Genomic DNA, 22765 nt, shown 5'->3' with positions numbered 1-22765 from the left:
CCACCAGATCGATTATTTTGTGTAAAACATCAAACTAATTTGGTTAAGCGCTTAATCTATTTGATAAAAAGTATACGCTTACATTTTTTGAACGTCAATTAAAATTTCAAATATATATAATTTTCAATTAAATGATTTCGATCATAAAAATATTAGTATGTAAGTCAATAATCACTGAATTCATGATAAAAATACTTAAATATAGAGAATTTCTTTATGTTTCATCGATAAATAGATAAAAAATAAAAATAGTTTTTTATAGATTATTTAGAATGCTAAAAAACAAATATTCTAAATAATCTATAAAAACTGTTTGCATTTCAGAAAACGTTATGTATAATTGGAATCAGGAAAGCGCTTAACCTTTATAAAGGTTTGAGCGAATGTTTTCTTAACTTTTAATTAAAGGGGAAAATAAGATGGGGATTCTTACAATTGGAATAATTGGTGCTGGACGCATAGGGAAATTACACGTTGATAATTTAAAATTAATGCCGCAAATAAAAATTAAAGCGGTTTCAGATGTGGTAGTAGACCATTTACATGAATGGGCTGCAAGTAAAGAAATTTCGACGTTAACAACAAATTATCAAGATTTATTAGCTGATCCAGAAATTGATGCCGTTTTCATTTGTTCGCCAACGAATACGCACGCATCGATTATTAAAGAAGCAGCTCGAGCGAAAAAGCATATTTTCTGTGAAAAGCCCGTTAGTTTTTCAGTAGAAGAAACAATCCAAGCGTTAGAAGTAGTAAAAGAACATGGCGTGCAGCTTCAAGTTGGCTTTAACCGACGCTTTGATCCCAACTTTAAAAAAGTGCATGATCTTGTACAGCAAGGAGAAGTAGGACAGCCGCACATTTTAAAAATCACCTCCAGAGATCCTCGGCCTCCGAGTCCGGAATACGTTCGCGCTTCAGGAGGATTGTTCATGGATATGATGATTCATGATTTTGATATGGCTCGTTATGTAATGGACAGTGAAGTAATTGAAGTATCGGCTTACGGCACTACGCTCATCGATCCTGCTATTGAAGAAGCAGGGGATATAGATACAGCAATTGTGTCATTAAAATTTGCAAATGGAGCTTTAGGTGTAATCGATAACAGTCGTCAAGCTGTCTACGGTTACGATCAGCGCCTTGAAGTTTTTGGTGAAAAAGGTGCAGCTGCCGCTGACAATTGCCGTCCTACTACAGTAGAAATATCAACAGGCGAAAGCGTAGTCAAAGAGAAGCCGCTGTATTTCTTTCTTGAGCGCTATACACAAGCGTACATAGCGGAAGTGACACAGTTTGCAAGAGCAATTATGGAAAAGCAAAGCGTTATTTGTACAGGGAACGATGGGTTACAAGCAGAACGGATTGCTAAAGCAGCAAAAGAATCTTTACTATCCGGGCAGCCAGTGAAGATTGAACATAAAAAATACGCAGTGAATTAATGACAGTAAACGTGGGGATGAAAGAAATTGGTCTTTCTACCCTTTTAGGAAAGCGCTTAACTAAGGAGGAATAAAGATGAATCCGCTTGTTTTTAAAGAAAATCGTGGGTTAGATTTCATCGCTGTTGGCCGTTTATGTATTGATTTAAATGCAAATGAAACACAGCGTCCAATGGAAGAGACTAAAACATTTACTAAATATGTCGGAGGCTCTCCGGCTAATATTGCGATTGGAGCAGCAAGGCTAGGCTTAAAAACCGGTTTTATCGGAAAAGTATCAGATGATCAAATGGGACGCTTCATTATGGATTATCTGCAAAAAAATAAGATTAATACAGATAGCATTGTTGTTGATAAAACGGGGGCCGTAACGGGGCTTGCTTTTACGGAAATCAAGAGCCCTACAGATTGCAGCATCTTAATGTATCGTGATAACGTAGCGGATTTAAAGCTAAGTCCTACAGAAGTATCCGAAGAATATATCAAACAGTCAAAGGCACTTTTAATATCTGGAACAGCTCTTGCGCAAAGTCCTTCTCGTGAAGCAGTGTTTTTAGCACTAGAACACGCACGCAAGCATGAAGTTGTAGTGTTTTTTGATATCGACTATCGTCCATATACATGGGAATCGGAAGCTGAAACGGCAGTCTATTTTAATTTAGCCGCTGAAAAATCAGATGTAATTATTGGTACGCGAGAAGAGTTTGACATGATGGAAAAACTTTTAAATTATAAAGAATCTAATGATCAAGTAACAGCAGAGCGCTGGTTTTCTCACCATGCTCAAATCGTCGTGATTAAGCACGGTGGAGAAGGGTCTATTGCCTATACAAGAGATGGTAAATCTCACCGCGGAGGAATATTTAAAACAAAAGTTCTGAAAACGTTTGGCGCTGGTGATTCATATGCTTCAGCCTTTATTTACGGATTGATGCAAGGGCTGGAAATTCCACAGGCAATGCGATTGGGGGGTGCCTCTGCTTCGATTGTAATTTCAAAACACAGCTGTTCAGATGCTATGCCGACAAGCGTTGAGCTCTTCAACTTTATGGAGACAGCAACGGAAGTTTTGCAGGAAGTTTAATAAACAAAGGGAAAATCTTGAGAGATTAAAGGAATAGCAACTTATTAAAATGAGATAAAGGGAGAGATATTCTATGACACAGACAGCAGTAAAAACAGTAAAAAACTATATTGGTGGACAATGGATTGAATCAGCTACATCAAAAACGGAACCTGTGTATAACCCAGCGACAGGTGAATTAATCGCACAGGTACCTCTTTCTACAAAAGAAGACGTAGATCAAGCGGTGCAAGCAGCAAATGAAGCGTTCAAAGGGTGGGCAAAAACAGCCGTGCCTAAACGTGCACGAATTTTATTCAAGTATCAGCAGCTATTAGTAGATAACTGGGATGAATTAGCAAAGTTAGTGACGGTTGAAAACGGAAAAAGCTTTAACGAAGCGCGAGGCGAAGTGCAGCGTGGTATTGAATGTGTAGAATTTGCGGCGGGTGCTCCTACGTTAATGATGGGGAAACAGCTTCCTGATATTGCAACAGACATTGAGTCTGGCATGTACCGCTACCCAATTGGTGTCATTGGGGGAATTACGCCGTTTAATTTTCCAATGATGGTTCCTTGCTGGATGTTCCCGCTTGCGATCGCTTGCGGCAATACATTTGTGTTAAAGCCTTCTGAGCGTACACCGCTTTTAGCTGCAAGATTAGTAGAATTATTTGAAGAAGCTGGTTTGCCAAAAGGTGTATTAAACATTGTAAACGGCGCGCATGATGTGGTAAACGGTCTTCTTGAACATAAGTTAGTGAAAGCTATTTCGTTTGTAGGTTCCCAGCCTGTAGCTGAGTACGTGTACAAAAAAGGTACGGAAAACTTAAAGCGTGTTCAAGCTTTAGCCGGTGCTAAAAACCATTCAATTGTATTAAAGGATGCAGATTTGAACGTAGCAACAAAACAAATTATCGGAGCCGCTTTTGGTTCAGCAGGTGAACGTTGTATGGCAGCATCTGTTGTTACTGTACAAGAAGAAATTGCGGATCAGCTAATTGAAAGATTAGTAGAGGAAGCAAATGATATTGTAATTGGCGACGGCTTAGAAGAAAATGTCTTCTTAGGACCAGTTATTCGTGAAAATCATAAAGAGCGTACGCTCAGCTATATTGAATCAGGCGTGCAAGAAGGAGCAAAGCTTATTCGTGACGGTCGCACAGATGCAGCAGTAAATGGCAATGGCTACTTTGTCGGACCAACGATTTTTGATCATGTTACGCAAGAAATGAAAATTTGGCAAGATGAAATTTTTGCACCTGTGCTGTCCATTGTACGTGTGAAAACATTAGAAGAAGCTATTGAAGTAGCTAATAACTCTCGATTTGCAAACGGTGCTTGTATTTATACAGATAGCGGCGCAAGTGTACGTGAGTTCCGTGAAAATATTGAATCTGGTATGTTAGGAGTAAATGTAGGGGTACCGGCACCTATGGCATTCTTCCCATTCTCTGGCTGGAAAGATTCTTTTTATGGTGATCTTCATGCAAACGGTACGGATGGCGTGGAGTTTTATACAAGAAAGAAAATGGTAACAACGCGCTGGTAAGTAATTCATTAAAAATCGCATCTCATTTTTAAAGGAAGTATCAGGAATTAAAGATATTCCTTATGCTTCCTTTTTTAAAATCGCAATCTAGTACTAGAAGGGAGAAAGAAGCATGGAAACAGTTAGAATGACGACGGCACAAGCATTAGTGAAGTTTTTAAATCAGCAGTATGTTGAATTTGATGGAAAGCAGCATCAGTTTATTAAAGGGATTTTTACAATTTTCGGGCACGGAAATGTGGTAGGTCTTGGGCAAGCTTTGGAAGAAGATCCAGGAAATCTAGATGTATATCAAGGACGTAATGAACAAGGAATGGCCAATGCAGCGATGGCTTTTGCAAAACAAAAACATCGAAAGCAAATTATGGCTTGCACATCTTCAGTGGGGCCAGGTTCAGCAAATATGGTTACAACGGCAGCCACTGCTTCAGCTAATAATATTCCAATTTTGCTGCTTCCTGGTGATGTATTTGCAACTAGACAGCCGGATCCCGTTTTGCAGCAAATTGAACAGTCATATGATTTATCTATTTCTACAAACGATGCTTTTCGACCAGTGAGTAAGTACTGGGATCGCGTAAGCCGCCCTGAACAATTGATGACAGCTATGATTAATGCGATGCGTGTATTAACGAATCCAGCAGATACGGGAGCTGTAACTATTTGTTTGCCTCAAGATGTGCAGGGGGAAGCATGGGATTTTCCAGCTTATTTCTTCCAAAAGCGCGTTCACCGCATTGAGCGCCGCCTTCCGACTAGGGACAGTCTAGCAGATGCAATTCAATTAATGAAAACAAAGAAAAAGCCAATCATCATTTGTGGAGGAGGCGTTCGGTATTCAGAAGCTGTAAAAGAGTTAAAACAATTTGCTAGTGAGTTCCATATTCCATTTGGAGAAACTCAAGCAGGGAAAAGTGCCGTTGAAAGTGACTATCGCTATAATCTGGGCGGAATAGGTGTAACAGGGAACTCAGCTGCTAATACAATCGCTAAAGAAGCAGATTTAGTAATTGGAGTAGGCACTCGATTTACTGATTTTACAACAGCATCTAAACAGCTTTTTCAAAATCCCAACGTGCAATTTCTTACCATTAACACGTCTGAATTTCATGCAAATAAACTTGATGCTGTGAAACTTGTAGCTGATGCAAAAGAAGGATTGCTTGCTCTTATGAAAGAGCTAAAATCAATTGGCTATCAGTCTGGTTATACAACAGAAATTGCAAATGCTAAAGACGCATGGGAAACAGAATTAGAGCGTCTGCATAGCATACGTTTTACTGGTGCAGATTTTGTTCCGGAAATACAAGGTCATTTAGATGAAAGCTTAGCTGAATATGTAGAATCACTTGGTACTCAATTAACGCAAACCGAAGTAATTGGAGAGGTGAATAAGCTCCTTGATGACAACTCCGTCATTGTTGGTGCAGCAGGAAGTCTTCCAGGCGACTTACAGAGAATGTGGAAGTCTACTAAACCTAATACCTATCATATGGAATATGGATATTCATGTATGGGATATGAAGTATCAGGCGCACTTGGAGTTAAGCTGGCAGAACCAGCTAAGGAAGTGTATGCGATGGTTGGAGATGGAAGCTATCAAATGCTTCATTCAGAGCTTATTACAAGCCTTCAAGAAAGAAAAAAGATAAACATTTTACTGTTTGATAACTCAGGTTTCGGGTGCATTAATAACCTTCAAATGTCAAACGGTATGGGGAGCTTTGGCACAGAGTTTCGTTATCGAAACGATGAAACAGGAAAACTAAACGGAAACGTGATGAAAATTGATTTTGCAGCCAGCGCCGCAGGCTACGGTGTAAAAACGTATCGCGTAAGTTCTCTTGAAGAATTAAAAACGGCGATAGAAGATGCACAAAAACAAGAGGTTTCTACGCTAATTGATATTAAAGTACTGCCAAAAACTATGACGAACGGTTATGAATCATGGTGGCATGTAGGAGTAGCAGAGGTATCTAAAAATCAGCATGTACAGGAAGCTTATGAAGATAAGGTGAAAAACCTTGAAATGGCAAGAGTTTATTAAGGAGCAGGAGAAAATGAGGTTGTTGAAGAGAAACATTCGATAAATACAAAAGAGGTTTTAATTTCATATAAGGGAGAGGAAGAGATGTTCAAGGAAAATACAGTCAAACTGGGGATTGCTCCAATTGCTTGGACAAATGATGATATGCCTGAACTGGGAGCTGAAAATACATTCGAACAGTGTATCAGTGAGATGGCTTTAACCGGTTTTAAAGGAAGTGAGGTCGGAAACAAATATCCGCGAAATGTTTCAATCTTAAAAAAGGCATTATCGCTTCGGAATTTGGAAATTGCAAGTGCATGGTTTAGTACATTTTTAACAACAAAGCCGCTGGAAGAAACGGTAACGCCATTCATTGAACATCGCGATTTTTTATACGAAATGGGAGCAAAAGTAATTGTTGTGTCTGAACAAGGGCACAGCATTCAAGGGTTGATGGATGTTCCTTTATTTAAAGAAAAGCCTGTGTTCACGCCAACAGAGTGGAGCAGACTTGCAGAAGGCCTGCACCATCTTGGGAAACTGGCACGAGAAAAAGATATGCATATTGTCTATCATCATCATATGGGAACAGGTGTACAAACAACAGAAGAAATTGAGCAGCTAATGGAGCTTACCAATCCGGAGCTTGTTTCGCTGCTATTTGATACCGGTCATCTTGTCTTTTCAGGAGCAGAACCTCTTTATATCTTAAAAAAATATCTGCACCGTATTAAGCATGTTCATTTAAAGGATATTCGTCAAGAAGTAGTTGATCGAGTCAAAGAACAAGACCTAAGTTTCTTGCAAGCGGTAAAAGAAGGAGCCTTTACTGTTCCAGGTGACGGAGCTATTGAATTTGATGAAGTATTTACTACGCTTGCCACTTCGGATTACAACGGATGGTTTGTCGTAGAAGCAGAACAGGATCCAGCCCTTGCTAATCCTTTTGAATATGCGTTAAAAGCAAGAAACTTTATTAAAGAAAAAAGCGGTCTTTAATTTCCATTGTAAAAGATTTTACGCCTTTTATGTGTTTATGAAAGGAAAGGAGGAGAGGAAATGAAGCCAACCATTTATAGTGTGGCTGAAGAAGCAGGTGTATCAATTTCTACGGTATCAAAAGTCATCAATCAAACCGGTCATATTAGTGAAAGAACAAGACAAAAAGTAATTGAGGTTATGGCGCAGTTGAATTATCATCCAAGCGTCGTAGCATCTGCTTTAACAGGAAAACCCACTAAAACGATTGGGCTTCTCGTACCTGACATCTCCAACCCTTTTTTTGCCGATTTGGCAAGAAGCATAGAAGACCGAAGTCATGAGCGAGGTTTCCATGTTGTAATGTGCAATACCGATAACGATGCGGAAAAAGAGAAAAAGTATCTATCGCTGTTAATACGTCAGAGAATCGACGGTTTAATTGTAGCTTCTGCTTTTCGCAATGCTAATCTTTTAAAAAATATGTTTAAGCAAGATATACCGATTAGCGTTATTGCTTCAGAAATTCCTCACATATCCGTTAATACAGTGACAGTGGATGACTACAAAGGGAGCTATTTAGCGACTGATTATTTGCTGTCTTTGCATCATAAAAAAATTGCGATTATTACAGAAAATGCAAAAAGCAATCACGCCCGTTTAGATGCTTTTCGAGACGTTATGCAAGAAAATGGAATCATCGTGCCGCCTCAGCACGTTATTACGACCGAAGCAAGTATTCAAAAAGGATATGAAAGTGCTAAGCAAATTTTTTCAATGAAGGAGAAAGTGACGGCTATTTTTGCTTGTAACGATTTACTGGCTATCGGAGTTATCCAAGCTGCAAAAGAATTCAAAATTGATGTACCGCAAGACTTATCAGTGATTGGCTTTGATAATACGGTTCTTTCTACTACCATTACGCCCATGTTGACGACAGTAGCACAGCCGACAAAAGAAATGGCTGTAAACGTAGTGGATTTGCTGGTTAGAGAAATGAAATATCCAGCGATGCATAAAGAACATTTGCTTCTTGAGCCAAAATTGATTGTTCGGAAATCAACGGCTCCGTTACGAAGGGAAGCCACAGCATCTACAAATAATTGAACACAATCAAGAATATTGCCGTTAATAAAAAATCCTCATAGTCACATATTTAAAATAATTTAGAGAGTCTATGAAGAAAAATGAGTAATTAGTAAATTCTTATCGCGCTACTACATAAAGGAGGAATTCAAGCATGCTAGGTAAATTAGGTGAATTAAATAACGGATACAACGTACTTACAGAAATGACCGGTCAGCACAAAGATATGCTGATGGATATTGGGATTTATAAAATGGCCCAAGGAAAAGAGGAAACTTTACTAGACAGCAGCAGTGAAACCGCTATTCTTTTACTAGAAGGAAAGATAAAGCTAGAGTGGGAAGGCCATTCGAAAGAAATTCAGCGCCAGTCCCTATTTGAAGAAGAGCCTTGGTGTTTGCACGTTTCAAAAAATGTGGAGGTCAAAATTACCGGACTTGCCGATAGTGAAGTACTAGTTCAAAAAACGGATAATGAAAAAGAGTTTTCATCAAAATTATATACGCCCGAAGATTGTCAAAACACAGTGGCTGGTGAAGGAGTATGGGAAGGTACTGCTCAGCGTGTAATCCGAACAATTTTTGACTACAATAACGCTCCTTACTCTAACCTTGTTATTGGAGAAGTTATTTCTTATCCAGGAAGATGGTCGAGTTATCCGCCTCATCATCATGGCCAGCCCGAAGTGTATTACTATCGTTTTGACAAGCCACAAGGATTTGGCTGCGCAATGGTTGGAGAAGATGCGTACCGTGTAGTTGATAATAGTTTTATTACAATTCCTGGTGAATTGGATCATCCTCAAGCAACGGCTCCTGGCTATGCGATGTACTTCTGCTGGATGATTCGCCATCTCGACAATAATCCGTGGACAGACCGTATTATGGAAGAAGAGCATAAGTGGTTATTAGAGGCGGATGCAAAAATTTGGCCTGAAAAATAAATAAAGCTCTATATAAGAAATGGGTTTCAAATGTTGAAAAACCTCGAATAAAAAATAATTATGCGTAAAATAATAGTTTATTTTTGTAAAATATGTTTTTATATGTTAAAATATAGCTTGTATTAATATTCAGGCGATGATATCGCTCTTTGCTGCAGATTCCTTTTTAGGAGTCTCTTTTTTTTGGAAACGGAAGCAACAGATACAGACGATTCGTATATAAATTAAAAAGAAAAGGAGATAAGCGGCTTACGCTTATCTCCTTTTCTTTTTAGCGTTATCTAATGCTAAGTTCTTTTTCACTACTTTTTCTAAAGCAACTTCTACGTGAACATTTTTTTCATCGATGTCATTCACAAGCACGACGGTTCCTTTTCGTCCTTTAATCTTTAAATCATCACCTGTAGAAGGAATGTTTTCCCTCAGCTGGCTTAATAGAAGCTTTCTGTTTTCAAAAAAGTGGACAGCCACCATTTTATCTCACCTAATTTCATATGATATGTGTGATACAAAGATGTGTATATGAAATCCTTCCTATACATTATGTGGTTAGGGGTGGTTTTAGAACACATTGAATAGACAATTGTTACATCGATATATGAAATAAATAGGAGGGCATAGTTATAAATCTCCTATCCTTGGACATACTTATACTACTAATCTAAAAAGGGATGTGGATGAAAATGAAGGTGGCTATCGGATTAAGTGTATTTACGGTCGTTACAGGAGCAATTGCCTTAGGGTCGGTTTACTTTTTAGCAGGTATCTTTTCGTTTTTTTTAACGGTTTTTTCATAAAAAAATCCACCAAGAGGTGGATTTTTTATTTAGCAGCGGCTTTTGTTTCATGAGGCGAATTGCCGATAAATCCAAATTTTCCGCCGACAACTTCTTTTACTTCGTGGATGACAATAAAAGAATTCGGGTCAATTTGCTGGATTTTCTTTTTAATTTTTAATAACTCGTTCTTTTTAATAACAACGTAGATAATGCGTTTATCTTTGTTGGCGTAGTATCCGTATCCGTAAAAGATGGTGGCTGCATTTCCAAATTCACTGGTAATAACTTGTGCTATGTCTTTGTATTGATCGGACATAATCGTCATTGCTTTTTTGTTGTGGAAACCTTCGATAACGACATCTACGATTTTGGCACAAAGATAGACGAATATAAAAGTATAGAGTGTGTTGTTGACGCCAATAGCAAAAACCGATGCTAAAATAATGACGCTGTCCATATAGAACATGCTTTTAGAAATATTATAGCCTTTTGTATAGTTTAATAAATAAGCTAAAAGCGTTGTTCCACCGGTAGATCCATCTGCGATAAAAATGAGAGCAAGTCCTGTTCCCATTAGTAAAGCCCCGAATACAATTCCTAAAATCATGTCGTGAACGTGAAAAGGAATATAGCTGACTAGACCGAGGAAAACGGACGTCATGACGGCTCCTAGAATCGTATAAAGAATCGTTTTTTTGGTTAGAAATTTATAGGCTAAGGCAATAAATATAAGGTTTACAAGAAATGTGCTGATACTTGTAGGGATATGAAATAAATAATATAAAACAAGAGCAATACCAACTGTACTTCCGTCACCTAATTTATTTGGAATGACGAAAAAATCAATGGATGCAGCAACTAAAAGTGCTCCAACAATAATTAAGATGATGTCTTTATAGATTGTTTTCAATATGCAAACCTCCTTGATTATTAGGATATTTTCATGTGTAATCTTGTTTTTACTAGTGTTTCACAAATGATAAAATAAAAAACGTCTTAGAAATTGTCTAGTTATAAAACTGATCAACTTCTAAGACGAAGAATTACGATACGTGTATAGGTCTTGATCCGGCTTTTCTATGCTTCGATGTCACCGATTATATAAACCTCTGACCGCTATGTCAACGCTATGAGAGATGTTCAACTTTTCAAAAAATAGAAGGCGGTTTCCTACATAAAAAAAGAATCCTTTGCGACGATGCAAAGGATTTTCAAATTTATTGGAATAGGGGGAATACGTTATTAGGATTACCATTTTCATAAATTAATATACCTTAATTTTTCAAAAAAATTTATTTGTTAATGACGATTGAAAGTTTGTAATTCACATGCTGATTTAGCTCTGTCAAAAAATCATTTAGTTCTTCATTTGAATGAAATTTGCATTCTAATAAGTAGCAGCCATCGCCGCTGATTTTAAAGTTGTTGATAACGTGCTCCTGCTGACTTTCTAAAAATGTAAGGTAGGGGTGGTGATGAATGCTCTGCGTATAGATATTTAAAAATGCATGGATGATATAGCCGAGTTTTCGTTCATCAATGTTAATTGTATAGCCTTTGATAATGCCTTCATCTTCTAACTTTAATACTCTAGCAGAAGCGGCTTGTCCGGTTAAATGCACTTTTTCTCCTAATTCTTTCATCTTCATACGTCCATTTTTTGATAGTTCTTCTAGTATGCGCTTATCTGTATTATCTAACATCGCTACAAATCCTTTCGTATTTCAAATCAAAAGGCTTAACTACTTGATGTCACCTATGTATACTGATACGTCTTCTATTTTATACTAAAGGAAAGTAAGAAAAAAGAGCAGTCAATATGCAAGATATAGAAAGCAGCAGTAGTTTGTAAACAGCTAGATTGACGAAAGCTTAAGTTTGCTGTATGATTCTTTGAGTGTTTACGTGGTTCGTAACCATCCCACGTTAAAAAACTAAGGAGAGAATAGTAAGATGAATATAAGAACACTTTGCGTCAACGGTCTTTTAGCTGCTATGTATATTGCTGTCAGCATGTTAATCCAGCCGTTTGGCTTCACCAATATCCAATTTCGTATATCGGAAATGTTCAATCACTTAATTGTGTTTAATAAAAAGTACGTGTACGGCATTGTGCTAGGAGTATTTCTGACGAATTTGTTTTTTTCACCAATGGTCGCTTATGATCTGGTGTTTGGGGTAGGACAATCCGTGCTATCATTACTCATTACCATTTTTTCTATGCGCTACATTAAAAATATGTGGGCTCGTATGCTTGTTAATACACTTGTATTTACGTTCACGATGTTTATTATTGCGTTTGAACTGCACTTAGCATTTGATTTACCATTTTTCTTTACATGGTTAACAACGGCTGTTGGTGAGTTCATTGTTATGCTTGTTGGAGCACCAATTATGGCTGCAATTAATAAACGTGTACAATTTAATAAGCTAGTTGGATAAAAAAGATGGGGCTGTGATAAATCTCACAGCCCCGTCTTTTTTTCTTTGTTATTCTATAAGTGTAGTGATAAACCCCTTATTATTGAAGAGCTTTTCACGCATGGACAAATTACCCATATCTAGCATGTGAAAAGAGCAGGTCGCGTTTGCGGTCTGCTCTTTTTGCGTAAGGCAATAGGAAGTATCCGGTTAGATTATTTTGAAAGAAGGAGTGACAAATCTCACAGCGCATTCTTTTTTCTTTTGTTACGATATACATATAGTTGGCAAACTCCTTATCGAAAAGTTTTTCGCACAACAACACATTACCTATGCGTAGCAATTAAAAAAGCAGACCAATGACGGTTTGCTTTTTTAATTGTATTTTTCCATTAAATAACTTTTTTGAGTTATAATTGTAAAATAATCTTTGTTACTAGAGAGGGGATTGTTTTTTGAATAGAAAGTTAGGAATTCTTGTTTTATTAGCTTTAGCCATCTTATTTGTCGGGTGTTCAATAGAAGAAGACAACGTTCCTTTAAGAGAACTAGAAAAGATAAGTATTAACGTAATCAAAGAACAAAAAATGAAGCAACGAATTTCATATGAAATGGAATTAGTAAACAAGAGCGATTTGACCATCAAACAAAATAATGTATTTTTATCCTATCCCTTAAAAATGAAAAACGGTTATTCTGATAATAAATTTAAGGTGTTAGCAGAAGGAAATAAATTAAATATCAAGCCAAAACAAAAGGTGAAGTTAACGGCATTTCTTCCTTATAAAGGAACTAATAAAGAAGCGTTAGCTACTGATGAGCCTGACGTAAAGTGCATAGGGTATTGGAATAAGCTTGATGATTACCATCAATTTTCTTTTGGAGGATCCTTGAAGCAAGAATAATATATAACTATTTGTTAAATGGTGGAACTGAGCGTAAGGGATTGATAAAGGCGGTGAATGAACAGTGAGTGTAGACACGGATAGATTGATTAGCTTCTTTATTTTATGGGGAACACCCGCTGTTTTTAGTATAGTAGAGTACTGTAAACTGAGTAAAACTGAAAAAAAAGAAGCGATACGAGACTTAATATCTTTAAAATCTATTGCAACAACAGGATTTATATTGATTGGAGGAGTGATGGCGAGTTTAGGTAGAGTATTATCTCTGCTCCCTCTCCACGTTATAGGTACTTTTATTTTAGCTATTGGCGGTATCGTGGGCGCTGTTGAAGCATGGAAAACGGAAAGAAAGAAAAGTGTTGTTATCCTTGTTTTAATAGTATCTATGATTGCTTTTACATTTGTAATATAAATTCTGCATGTAACAAGAGCTGCTCAAATTATGAGCAGCTCTTATCAGTTTCTTATTTATTGCGTTTCGAGCTGCTGGTCTTTTTTCTTTAACGTAAGAGCGAGCAGGAACGAAACGACGGCGAAAGCGATGGCTACATAATAGACGGTATGGACCCCGCTTGTCATACTTTTTATTTGTAACAGCGTTTTATTCGTTTCGTTTGATTGTTGAATAAAGTGCTGAGAAGCCATGGTCATAATACTTGTATACAAAGCGGGTCCAATCGCACCTGAAACTTGGTTAATCGTATTTGAAATAGCTGAACCGTGGGCATGAAGCGGTTTTGGCACTTGATTTAAAGCAAGCGTCATCACGGGACCGATGCTTAAACCTACGCCAATTGTAAAGGCTGCGTATAAGATGGCTGCAGTCGTCGTGCTTGTTCCGCTTGAAATAGTAGTGAACAAACTTAAGATAATTGTTAAAAGGACTAAGCCCGTTAAAAGCAGCGGTTTAAATCCGATTTTGTCAAACAAACGTCCTCCCACCATAGCTGTTAGAGCCAGCGTTACGCCGCCTGGAAGCATAAGAAACCCTGTTTGCAAAGGAGACAGTCCCGCAGCCGTTTGGAAGTATAGCGGCAAAATTAACATCATTGAAAACTGAATCATCATAATAAGAAACATTAAGAAAATCGATTTTGAAAACACAGACGATCTAAAAGGCTTCATATTAATCATAGGAGAATTCAGCTTGCTTTGCTGTCTGACAAATAAAGCAAGAGCTATGACGCCAATTATGAGCGTAAGCCATACGATAGGATTACTCCATCCCGTCTCTTCACCAGCTGCGCTAAATCCATAAACAACTCCTCCAAACCCAATTGTAGAAAGAATCACAGATGGGATATGAATTGTTGGTCTAGATGTTTCAGAAACGTTACTGAGCTTGAAAAGAGCAAATAGGAAAATAAGCGCTGCTGCAATTAAAAGACCTAGAAATATAATTTGCCACGAATAATATTGAATAATTAATCCTGAAAGAACAGGTCCTATTGCCGGTGCAAATAAAATAGCTACGCTAAAAATTCCCATTACGGTGCCGCGTTTGCTAACAGGCACGAGTGTTAACATTGTGCTCATCACAAGAGGTAAAATAATGCCTGTCCCTAACGCTTGAATCATACGGCCCACAAAAAGCAGAGAAAACCAGGGAGTAGTAAATCCAATGAAGGACCCAATTAAGTAAAAGCTCATAGCCGTCACAAACAGCTGTCTTAATGTGAATCGTTGAATTAAGAAAGCAGACACCGGAACAGAGATGCCGATTACAAGCATATATCCGGTAGTTAACCACTGAGCTGAGCTCGTTCTAATGTGAAAATCTGAAATGATACTTGGCAAGGCCACGTTCATTACCGTTTCACTAATTAAGCATAAAAAATTCCCTAGAATCAAAATGAAAAGGATAAGCTTACTTTGTGTACTCATTTTTTCTTCTGTTTGTGTCATAAGTGACCTCTTTTTACTAAATTAATTTTTGTTTGCAAACAGCTTGCCAATTTGGTCAGCTGCAATTTGCATAGGGACTGTACTATTTTTAGTTAATGAAAGAGTATAAGCCCCTTCAATCCAAGACTGTATAGCTGAACCTAGCTGTCTTGCTTCCTCTTGTTCATAACCTGAACAAACTAACTTATCTGCATAAACTTGCTCCCACTCGTTATACACGGCTTCACAGGTCATGCGAAGCGTTTCGTTTGATGACCATACTTCACTCGACATAGCAGCGAGAGAGATATCCGCTTCATTTTCCACTTGTTCAAACATTCGATCAGCCATCAGTTTTATATGATATTGAATAGCTGACGCGGCATCTTCATGAGAAGCGAGGGATTTTTCGATATAAGCTTTGACTCTTTCCCCCGTTTTTTGAATAGCTTCTTTTGCTAACTGTTGTTTTCCATCCGGAAAATAATAATAAATAGATCCTCTCGGAGCGCTGCTTTCTTTTGTAATTTGACTTAGACTGGTGGCGTGATAGCCTTTTTTGCGAAAAAGTTTAGCAGCTGCGCTTAAAATTTTTTCTTTTGAATTGGTTGGTTCCATGAAAACAGCTCCCTGATATAATTACTAGTTGATCGGTCAGTATAATGGTAGCAACTCTATACTGATCAGTCAATCCAGACGTCTAGGTCTTGTATATAAGTAAAGATTGATGCAAGTTTCACAGGTGTAAGCATTGATTGAAATGTTAAGAATAAGGTTACAAAGTATTTTGGACCTATACTTCTATTACTGTTAAAAAAATATGATTAAGTAATGAAATTAAAAGAAGACGAGAAGCGTATAGCATGTTACGATAGGGACGGTATAGAAATTGGCATATGTCTGTTTCTAATAGAAGAGACAAATTTTAAAATTTTTAAATGTAAGGTTGTGATTCACCTGAGACTGAATAAATTTATTAGCGAATCTGGAAAGGCGTCAAGACGCGGGGCAGATAAGTTAATTAGTGAAGGAAGAGTAACCGTTAATGGAAAGGTTGCAAAAGTCGGAGATCAAGTTAAGCCTGGCGATGATATTCGAGTAAGCGGACAACAGCTTCGGATTGCTCGAAATAATGTATATATTGCGCTTAATAAACCAGTCGGCATTACAAGTACGAGTGAAAAAAAAGTAAAGGGAAACATCATTGATTTAGTCAATCACCCTTTGCGTATTCACCACGTTGGACGACTTGATAAGGATTCAGACGGCTTAATTTTACTTACAAATGACGGCGATATTATTAATGAAATTTTACGTGCAGAAAACAAGCATGAAAAAGAATATATTGTTGCAGTAGATAAGCCAATTACACCAGAGTTTATCAAAAACATGTCTGAGGGAGTAAAAATTTTAGGCACAAAAACGCTTCCTTGTGAAGTGACACAGCTGTCTAAGTATGAGTTTCAAATTATTTTAACACAGGGTTTAAATCGTCAAATTCGCCGTATGTGTGAAGTGCTCGGATATGAAGTGTACCGCCTTCAGCGCACTCGTATTATGAATATCCATTTAAATAACTTACCTGTTGGGCAATGGAGAGATTTAACGAAAAAAGAGCGTACGCAGCTATTCAAAGAATTAGACTATGAACCTAAAGAGTGGTAAATCAAAAGACACCAGCCTGTTAGACTGGTGTCTTTTTTATTCGCATACAACTACTTGTCTAGAAAATACGCTTTTGCGCGCTACGCAGCGATCTGAAATAGAAAAGCCCGCTTCATGAATCATATGGTCAATCGTATCTACTGTAATCACGACTACTTTATCCGCAAAGCGGCGCGCGTGTTTTAAAATAGAAAGCTGATCTTCAGGCGTCGCATGGGTGTAGAGATTGTAAGGCATGTCGATGATAGCTACATCATAGTGAGTTGTAACATCTGAAATCGGTCCAGTTTTGACATCACCGCTTAAGCCGAAATGCGCAATATTTTCACGAGATCCGTCAGTCACAAGTGGATTGATATCGCGTCCTACAATATCAATGCCCATTGAAAGGGCTTCTACAAGGACTGTACCGATACCGCAGCATGGATCAATCGCTTTGATTCCTTCGGGGTTTGGAACGGCAATGTTAGCTACAGCTCTTGCAAGGCGGGTACTGAGTGCTGTAGAGTATTCACGCGGTTTTTTCAAATGATGCAGCCATACTGCTTCGCTTTTTTGATATTTCCCAAAATACCAGCGTCCTTCAAATGGAACAATGCCAAACAAATGGTCAGGGTTATGCAAGTCTGCTTCTGCTACAAAATGCCAACCCACATCACGTTCAATAGCACGCTGACCTTTATAACTTATTTTTTGATCTTTTTCCAAGTCATTAATTTTCATAAAAATGAGTTTAAATGTTTTGTCTCCGAGGTCAATATCTTCTACTTGCTTACAAATATCTGCAAGGTCATCTGATTCATACATAATATCTAATCGCTCTTTGATAAAAGGGCTTCTGCTTGGATCAAGTTTAACGGCACTTTTTATGATAGGTTTCTCAGTTTCAATTTCAAAAAGAGAGCGTCTCTCTAATTGACATAGTGAGAGTTCCTCTTCGCTGCATGCGTATGTGTAGATATACTGAGGCAGCTGCGTATGGTTATTCAATATCGTATCATCCTTTATCGTATCTAATTATCCTTCTTCTCAAACAATAGCGAGAAAAGAAGAGAAAAGCAACGAATTTAAATATATTTGGCTGTGAATAATAAATTGAAGCGCTACATAGTCCACTTATTTGACAAAACATGCTAAAATAACTGGTGATAACCTGCATGTGCTGCTGTCTATACAAAAGAACTGGATCAAGGTTTCTCAAAAATCATTTACACACTGCTGACATTTTGATGAATAGGAGAGGCTACGTGATGTCTAAAAGTGATCATGAAAAGCAACAGATGAGTCGGGCTGATATGAAAAAACAAGCCAAAACATCCTCGCAAAACCTTGTGATGAACGTACTCATTGCCATTGTATCTGTATGTATTTTAGCTCTTATTATAAATGTTTTTGTACTAATGAAATGAGCCGTTATACTGCTCATTTCTTTTTGTTAAGTTGAGCTTTTATTGAAGCATTTGAGGTCTCTTTCACTAGAGAGCACATTGTGAATAGCATATCTTTTTTTTACAAATGATAGTTGTGATATGATGAGGCAATAATATATTAGACAAAAAGCTGGAGGTTACTTAGTATGCCATTACTTAGATTTGATGTAATAGAAGGAAGAGATGAAAAAGAGTTAAAAACATTACTAGACGCTGCTCACCGAGCGATGCTAGAAGCCTTTGGCGTCCCGGAGCGCGACCGTTATCAAATTGTACATCAGCATCCTGCTCATGAAATGATTATTGAAGATACAGGTCTTGGCTTTGAGAGAAGCAAGGATTTGGTTATTATAAGTGTAACGAGTAAACAGCGAACAGAAGAGCAAAAGCAAGCACTTTACAGATTAATTGTAAAAGAGCTTGGAGAGAGTTGCGGTATTCAGCCAAACGACATTATGATTTCGATTGTTGAAAACGGTAATGCTGACTGGAGCTTTGGCATGGGAGAGGCTCAATTCTTAACTGGGAAATTATAAAACGGTTTATTATCTAGAGAAGCCCTTATTTCTAAGGGCTTTTTCTCATTTTGTCTATAAAAATATTATTCTCTTAGTCACATCTTACTCAAAATTAAATACAGACATCTGTCAAATGAATGATACAATAAGCTTATATGCCATTTTGAGTGGAAAAACCATAAAAGAGTTCGGCGTACTAATTTTAGAACAACAATAAATTTACATAAAGATGTAAAGATTTAAAGGTTAAAAGAGAAGTGTATAAAATCTGTAAAACAAAAGAACAGTTACGCGTTAAACATAGGAGTAAAAGGTTCTTCACGTGTTTTTTCGGATAATAAGAGAAAGTAATTTTGATCATTGAGGAGGAACTTAGAATGTTTGGATTTGATGCAGATGTATCGCCATTAGTGCGAATTAAAGTAATTGGGGTCGGCGGTGGAGGAAATAACACCGTTAACCGTATGATTGAACACGGTGTACAAGGAGTAGAATTTATCGCCGTTAATACGGATGCTCAGGCGCTTAACTTATCTAAAGCAGATGTGAAAATGCAGATTGGTGCGGCCTTAACGCGAGGATTAGGTGCAGGAGCTAATCCAGAAGTGGGAAGAGAAGCAGCCGAAGAAAGCAGAGAACAAATTCAAGAAGTACTGCAAGGCGCAGATATGGTATTCGTAACAGCTGGCATGGGCGGAGGAACCGGTACTGGAGCAGCTCCGGTTATTGCCCAAATTGCCCGTGAATTAAATGCTTTAACAATTGGAGTAGTCACTCGCCCGTTCAAGTTTGAAGGAAATAAACGTACGAAGCAAGCAGTAGGCGGTATTACTGCGATGAATGAATCGGTAGATACCCTTATTGTGATTCCAAACGACCGCTTGCTTGAAATTGTCGATAAAAAGACGCCTATGCTTGAAGCATTCCGTGAAGCAGATAATGTTCTTCGCCAAGGTATTCAAGGTATTTCAGATTTAATCGCTGTTCCGGGGCTGATTAACCTTGACTTTGCTGATGTAAAAACAATCATGTCTAATCAAGGATTTGCGCTTATGGGTATCGGACGAGCTTCTGGATCAGACCGGGCAATTGAAGCAGCGAAAAAAGCGATTTCTAGTCCGCTGCTAGATGCATCGATTGATGGAGCAAGAGGCGTGCTGTTGAACATTACGAGCGGCAGCAGCCTGAGTCTTTACGAAGTACAGGAAGCAGCAGATATTGTCACGTCTGCTTCTGATCAGGACTTAAATATGATTTTTGGGTCCGTGATTAATGAAGATTTAAAGGACGAAATGATGGTAACCGTTATTGCCACTGGATTTGATGATGAAGATGTTTCACCATCAGCTTCTACTTCTAGAGTTTCAAGAGCACGCTACTAAATTAAATAACCAGTTTTTATGGTGGCAATTGTTTTTCAATTGCCTTAAAAGGGAATCCGGTGCAAATCCGGAGCGGTCCCGCCACTGTAACAAGGAGCCTTATGTCAAAAAGCCACTGTCTATTTAGAGACGGGAAGGCGGTATAAGGCAATGACTTGAAGCCAGGAGACCTGCCATAAATCGCAGCACACAATAACCTACGAGGATAGGGAGGTGTTTTGGCAGAATCAAAAATAAGATAAACAAGGGATACGTTTATCTGAATTTGTTTTGAAGACAAGCACTTCTTTTTAGAAGTGCTTTTTTTGTGTATTAAAATAGAAGGTGGAAAGATCAATGATAAATAATAAAAAACTCGTATCTATGATATTTCTTGTGTTACTTTGCCTCACTGCTTGCGCTCCTAATGAAGAGAGCATAAGTATAAAAGAAAGAAAGAAAACGGATAAAAGTGTGACGTTTTTATTTAATTTTACATCTGCAACGCTTGATCCTCATACGGATGATAATTATACAGCAGTTCGTGCGGGAGTAGGGGAGACGCTTGTTAAAATCAGCAATGATTTAAAAATAAAGCCCTGGCTTGCTGAAAAGTGGAAAACGGAAGATAACGGTCTTACGTGGACATTTACGATAAGAAAGAATATTACGTTTCAAAATGGTAAAGCGCTAGATGCAAATGCCGTTAAGTCTTCTCTTCAAAGAACGATAGATCAAAGTTATGCGATGAAAAACGCTTTAAATATTAAAGAAATGAAAGCGAACGGTCATGCGCTGACAATTACATTAAAAGAACCAATGCCTAAATTTCCTTCTGAGTTAGTGCATCCAAACACAGCTATTATAGATGTTGATGTTTCTAATATAGCTAAGAAGCCTATTGGCACAGGTCCATTTCAAGTTTTGACTTTCGATCAAGGAAATCAAGTGAAGTTAGAAAGATATGAACATTATTGGAATGGGAAAGTAAAATTGAAAAATGCGATCTTTGCATTTAACGAAGATGCTAATGCGCGAGTTGCGGCTCTTCAGTCCGGAACAGCCGATATTATTTATCGCCCGCCTTTAGAAAGTTTGGGCACTTTACAAACAGATCCGTCTTTTAAGGTAAGTGGAGTACCCAGTGTGCGTACACATTTATTACTTTATAATCAAACCAATGACGCATTAAAAGACGAAAATGTAAGAAAAGCTATCGATACCTTACTGAACCGAAAAGAAATTGTCAGCAGCATCATGAACAATCAAGCGGCAGCAGCTCGAGGTCCATTTTTACCCCAATTTCCTTTTGCTGATAATAATGCTAATGAGCAAAGAGGTATGCCATCTGCTAAAGAATATTTAGAGAAAGCAGGCTATCAAATTAAAAATGGCAAAACAATCAAAAATGGAAAGCCATTATCGCTCTCTCTTGTCACATACAGCTCTCTGCCAGAACTTCCTTTGATTGCTCAGCTTATACAGTCTAATGCGAAAGAGTTAGGAATTACTATTAAGATTCATCTCGTTGAGGACAGCGATGAATATGTAATGGCAAAAGACGATTGGGATTTAGCACTGTACAGTCTTATCACTGCACCTAGAGGAGATGCAAGCTATTATTTAAGTACGAACTATTTGCCGGGCGGTGGTTTAAATGCCAGCCGGATTGATGATGATAAGCTAACAAAAATGATTCAGCAGTTAAATTTAACCGTAGATGACGCAAAGCGAGATCAGTTAGCTAAGCAAGCAACCGCTTTGATTAATGCAGAAATGCTGACGTCATCGATTGTACATCCAAACATTGTTGTTGCTTATAATCAAAAGGTGAAAAACTGGACCACAAATCCAAGCGAGTATTATATGCTGACTCAGCATTTAGACGTAACGCCATAGTCAATATTGTGTTGTTCCTATAGGAAAAAGAGAAAGTATACAATGATAGATCAAAGGATGTGACAGTAAACGTGCAAGAAGTACCAATGTATCAAATTAAAGAAGTAAAAGAAAAGGATGCTGAAGTGATTCAGTTTGTCATGAATATGCGGAATGAGCTATTTCCTATGATGGAAAAAAATCAGCTTCCTGTGGATTTGCTTCATTTTAATGAATATTATGTTCAAGCGAAAGGCGCTGCTTTTTTTGCAGCTGTCACGGAAAATCAACAAGTAATTGGAACAATTGGTTTATACGCTTACGATGGAAGGTTTCATGCATTAAAAAAGCGATATGAATATAAAACTGCAGCCGAGATTGTAAAATGCTATGTCGATCCACCATACCGGCGTCTAGGCATTGGACAGCAGCTGTTAAAGGCAGTGGAACAATTTGCTCAAAGTCATTTTTATGACACGTTGTATCTGCATACTCATCCTTTTTTACCGGGGGCTATTCCATTCTGGACTTCACAAGATTTTATCGAAAGGCTTGCTGAACAGGATGAGCCATGGAATACGCTGCACATGGACAGAAAAATACAACCGGTCGTAATGTAACGATATTATACAGTAATTACCATAGAATCTAGATAAGAGCTCATGCTATAATGAGCGTACTTACATTTATAGCCTGTAGGGCAAGTCCTTACAGAAAAGAACCGCGTTTCGAATTGGCTGAAACGTGGTTTTTTTCTACGAAAAACAAATAACAAAATATTTTTAAAAATATCTATGAAATCGCTTTCAAAATAATGAAATATATTATATA

General features: G+C 37.8%; 22 protein-coding genes and 2 riboswitches. Of the genes, 16 read left to right on the top strand and 6 right to left on the bottom strand.

Translation table 11 applies throughout. From position 1 onward, the window contains the following. Positions 1-419 precede the first annotated feature (419 nt). The 7 genes from iolG (at position 420) to AC0KUU_RS26905 (ending at position 9093) form a co-directional block, all read left to right on the top strand. Positions 420-1442 carry an inositol 2-dehydrogenase gene (gene iolG, locus AC0KUU_RS26935; protein ID WP_237075271.1) on the top strand — a complete coding sequence of 341 codons (1023 nt, stop codon included), beginning with the start codon at positions 420-422 and terminating at the stop codon, positions 1440-1442. Between the two features lie 76 nt (positions 1443-1518). Beyond that, a complete protein-coding gene (iolC, locus tag AC0KUU_RS26930; protein ID WP_043982693.1) occupies positions 1519-2526 on the top strand; it encodes a 5-dehydro-2-deoxygluconokinase in 1008 nt (335 codons plus the stop codon). A gap of 73 nt (positions 2527-2599) precedes the next feature. Further along, a complete protein-coding gene (locus AC0KUU_RS26925; protein ID WP_043982695.1) occupies positions 2600-4057 on the top strand; it encodes a CoA-acylating methylmalonate-semialdehyde dehydrogenase in 1458 nt (485 codons plus the stop codon). A 112-nt stretch (positions 4058-4169) separates the two neighbouring features. Then, positions 4170-6104, top strand: a complete 1935-nt coding sequence (gene iolD / locus AC0KUU_RS26920; protein ID WP_097824971.1) for a 3D-(3,5/4)-trihydroxycyclohexane-1,2-dione acylhydrolase (decyclizing) — start codon at positions 4170-4172, stop codon at positions 6102-6104. Positions 6105-6188: 84 nt separating this feature from the next. Next, entirely contained in the window at positions 6189-7085 is an 897-nt protein-coding gene (gene iolE / locus AC0KUU_RS26915; protein ID WP_097824972.1) for a myo-inosose-2 dehydratase, read from the top strand. 60 nt (positions 7086-7145) lie between these two features. Further along, positions 7146-8171, top strand: coding sequence for a LacI family DNA-binding transcriptional regulator (locus tag AC0KUU_RS26910; RefSeq protein WP_322551705.1), 1026 nt, complete (start codon positions 7146-7148; stop codon positions 8169-8171). A 133-nt stretch (positions 8172-8304) separates the two neighbouring features. After that, positions 8305-9093 carry a 5-deoxy-glucuronate isomerase gene (locus AC0KUU_RS26905; RefSeq protein ID WP_322551706.1) on the top strand — a complete coding sequence of 263 codons (789 nt, stop codon included), beginning with the start codon at positions 8305-8307 and terminating at the stop codon, positions 9091-9093. 255 nt (positions 9094-9348) lie between these two features. Here the strand turns inward: AC0KUU_RS26905 and AC0KUU_RS26900 are convergent, their stop codons facing one another. From AC0KUU_RS26900 to AC0KUU_RS26890, 3 genes are all read right to left on the bottom strand, one after another. Beyond that, positions 9349-9567, bottom strand: a complete 219-nt coding sequence (locus AC0KUU_RS26900) for a hypothetical protein (RefSeq protein ID WP_013055227.1) — start codon at positions 9565-9567, stop codon at positions 9349-9351. A gap of 348 nt (positions 9568-9915) precedes the next feature. Beyond that, positions 9916-10782 carry a YitT family protein gene (locus tag AC0KUU_RS26895; RefSeq protein WP_013055229.1) on the bottom strand — a complete coding sequence of 289 codons (867 nt, stop codon included), beginning with the start codon at positions 10780-10782 and terminating at the stop codon, positions 9916-9918. Positions 10783-11164: 382 nt separating this feature from the next. Next, entirely contained in the window at positions 11165-11575 is a 411-nt protein-coding gene (locus AC0KUU_RS26890; protein ID WP_097824974.1) for an Lrp/AsnC family transcriptional regulator, read from the bottom strand. A gap of 196 nt (positions 11576-11771) precedes the next feature. Further along, a riboswitch (PreQ1 riboswitch) is annotated at positions 11772-11816 on the top strand. Between the two features lie 9 nt (positions 11817-11825). Between AC0KUU_RS26890 and AC0KUU_RS26885 the strand changes: the two genes are divergently transcribed. The 3 genes from AC0KUU_RS26885 (at position 11826) to AC0KUU_RS26875 (ending at position 13610) form a co-directional block, all read left to right on the top strand. After that, on the top strand, positions 11826-12314 hold the full coding sequence (locus tag AC0KUU_RS26885) for a QueT transporter family protein (RefSeq protein WP_013081607.1): 489 nt from the start codon (positions 11826-11828) through the stop codon (positions 12312-12314). A 434-nt stretch (positions 12315-12748) separates the two neighbouring features. Continuing rightward, positions 12749-13198: a hypothetical protein gene (locus AC0KUU_RS26880; protein ID WP_322551707.1), complete on the top strand. Its 450-nt coding sequence runs from the start codon at positions 12749-12751 to the stop codon at positions 13196-13198. Between the two features lie 64 nt (positions 13199-13262). After that, a complete protein-coding gene (locus AC0KUU_RS26875; RefSeq protein WP_162215209.1) occupies positions 13263-13610 on the top strand; it encodes a hypothetical protein in 348 nt (115 codons plus the stop codon). Positions 13611-13666: 56 nt separating this feature from the next. On the opposite strand, the gene AC0KUU_RS26870 is transcribed toward AC0KUU_RS26875, so the two are convergent. Continuing rightward, positions 13667-15103, bottom strand: coding sequence for a DHA2 family efflux MFS transporter permease subunit (locus AC0KUU_RS26870; RefSeq protein ID WP_043981671.1), 1437 nt, complete (start codon positions 15101-15103; stop codon positions 13667-13669). A 21-nt stretch (positions 15104-15124) separates the two neighbouring features. Then, a complete protein-coding gene (locus tag AC0KUU_RS26865) occupies positions 15125-15700 on the bottom strand; it encodes a TetR/AcrR family transcriptional regulator (protein ID WP_043981672.1) in 576 nt (191 codons plus the stop codon). A gap of 339 nt (positions 15701-16039) precedes the next feature. Here AC0KUU_RS26865 and rluF point away from each other — a divergent pair, with 339 nt between their 5' ends. Next, positions 16040-16747, top strand: a complete 708-nt coding sequence (gene rluF / locus AC0KUU_RS26860) for a 23S rRNA pseudouridine(2604) synthase RluF (RefSeq protein ID WP_025601719.1) — start codon at positions 16040-16042, stop codon at positions 16745-16747. A gap of 36 nt (positions 16748-16783) precedes the next feature. Here rluF and AC0KUU_RS26855 read toward each other — a convergent pair whose 3' ends face one another. Next, positions 16784-17737: a TRM11 family SAM-dependent methyltransferase gene (locus tag AC0KUU_RS26855; RefSeq protein ID WP_057240565.1), complete on the bottom strand. Its 954-nt coding sequence runs from the start codon at positions 17735-17737 to the stop codon at positions 16784-16786. 260 nt (positions 17738-17997) lie between these two features. Here AC0KUU_RS26855 and AC0KUU_RS26850 point away from each other — a divergent pair, with 260 nt between their 5' ends. The 5 genes from AC0KUU_RS26850 (at position 17998) to AC0KUU_RS26830 (ending at position 22554) form a co-directional block, all read left to right on the top strand. Continuing rightward, the gene (locus tag AC0KUU_RS26850; protein ID WP_013055238.1) at positions 17998-18156 is read left to right on the top strand and encodes a hypothetical protein; all 159 of its coding nucleotides are present in this window, start codon (positions 17998-18000) and stop codon (positions 18154-18156) included. 167 nt (positions 18157-18323) lie between these two features. Next, positions 18324-18713 carry a tautomerase family protein gene (locus AC0KUU_RS26845; RefSeq protein ID WP_013055239.1) on the top strand — a complete coding sequence of 130 codons (390 nt, stop codon included), beginning with the start codon at positions 18324-18326 and terminating at the stop codon, positions 18711-18713. Between the two features lie 359 nt (positions 18714-19072). After that, positions 19073-20077 (top strand): cell division protein FtsZ, encoded by a 1005-nt coding sequence (gene ftsZ, locus AC0KUU_RS26840; RefSeq protein ID WP_013055240.1) that lies wholly within the window; start codon positions 19073-19075, stop codon positions 20075-20077. Between the two features lie 2 nt (positions 20078-20079). Then, positions 20080-20269, top strand: a riboswitch (cobalamin riboswitch). A 144-nt stretch (positions 20270-20413) separates the two neighbouring features. Beyond that, complete coding sequence (nikA, locus tag AC0KUU_RS26835; RefSeq protein WP_230184809.1) at positions 20414-21955, top strand: nickel ABC transporter substrate-binding protein; 1542 nt, start codon at positions 20414-20416, stop codon at positions 21953-21955. A 71-nt stretch (positions 21956-22026) separates the two neighbouring features. Continuing rightward, a complete protein-coding gene (locus AC0KUU_RS26830) occupies positions 22027-22554 on the top strand; it encodes a GNAT family N-acetyltransferase (protein WP_322551708.1) in 528 nt (175 codons plus the stop codon). The last annotated feature ends 211 nt before the right edge of the window (positions 22555-22765 follow it).

The organism is Priestia sp. ST2 (assembly GCF_055810735.1).
Note: the sequence above shows the minus strand (reverse complement) of the source record. Positions and strands in the feature narration are given on the sequence as shown.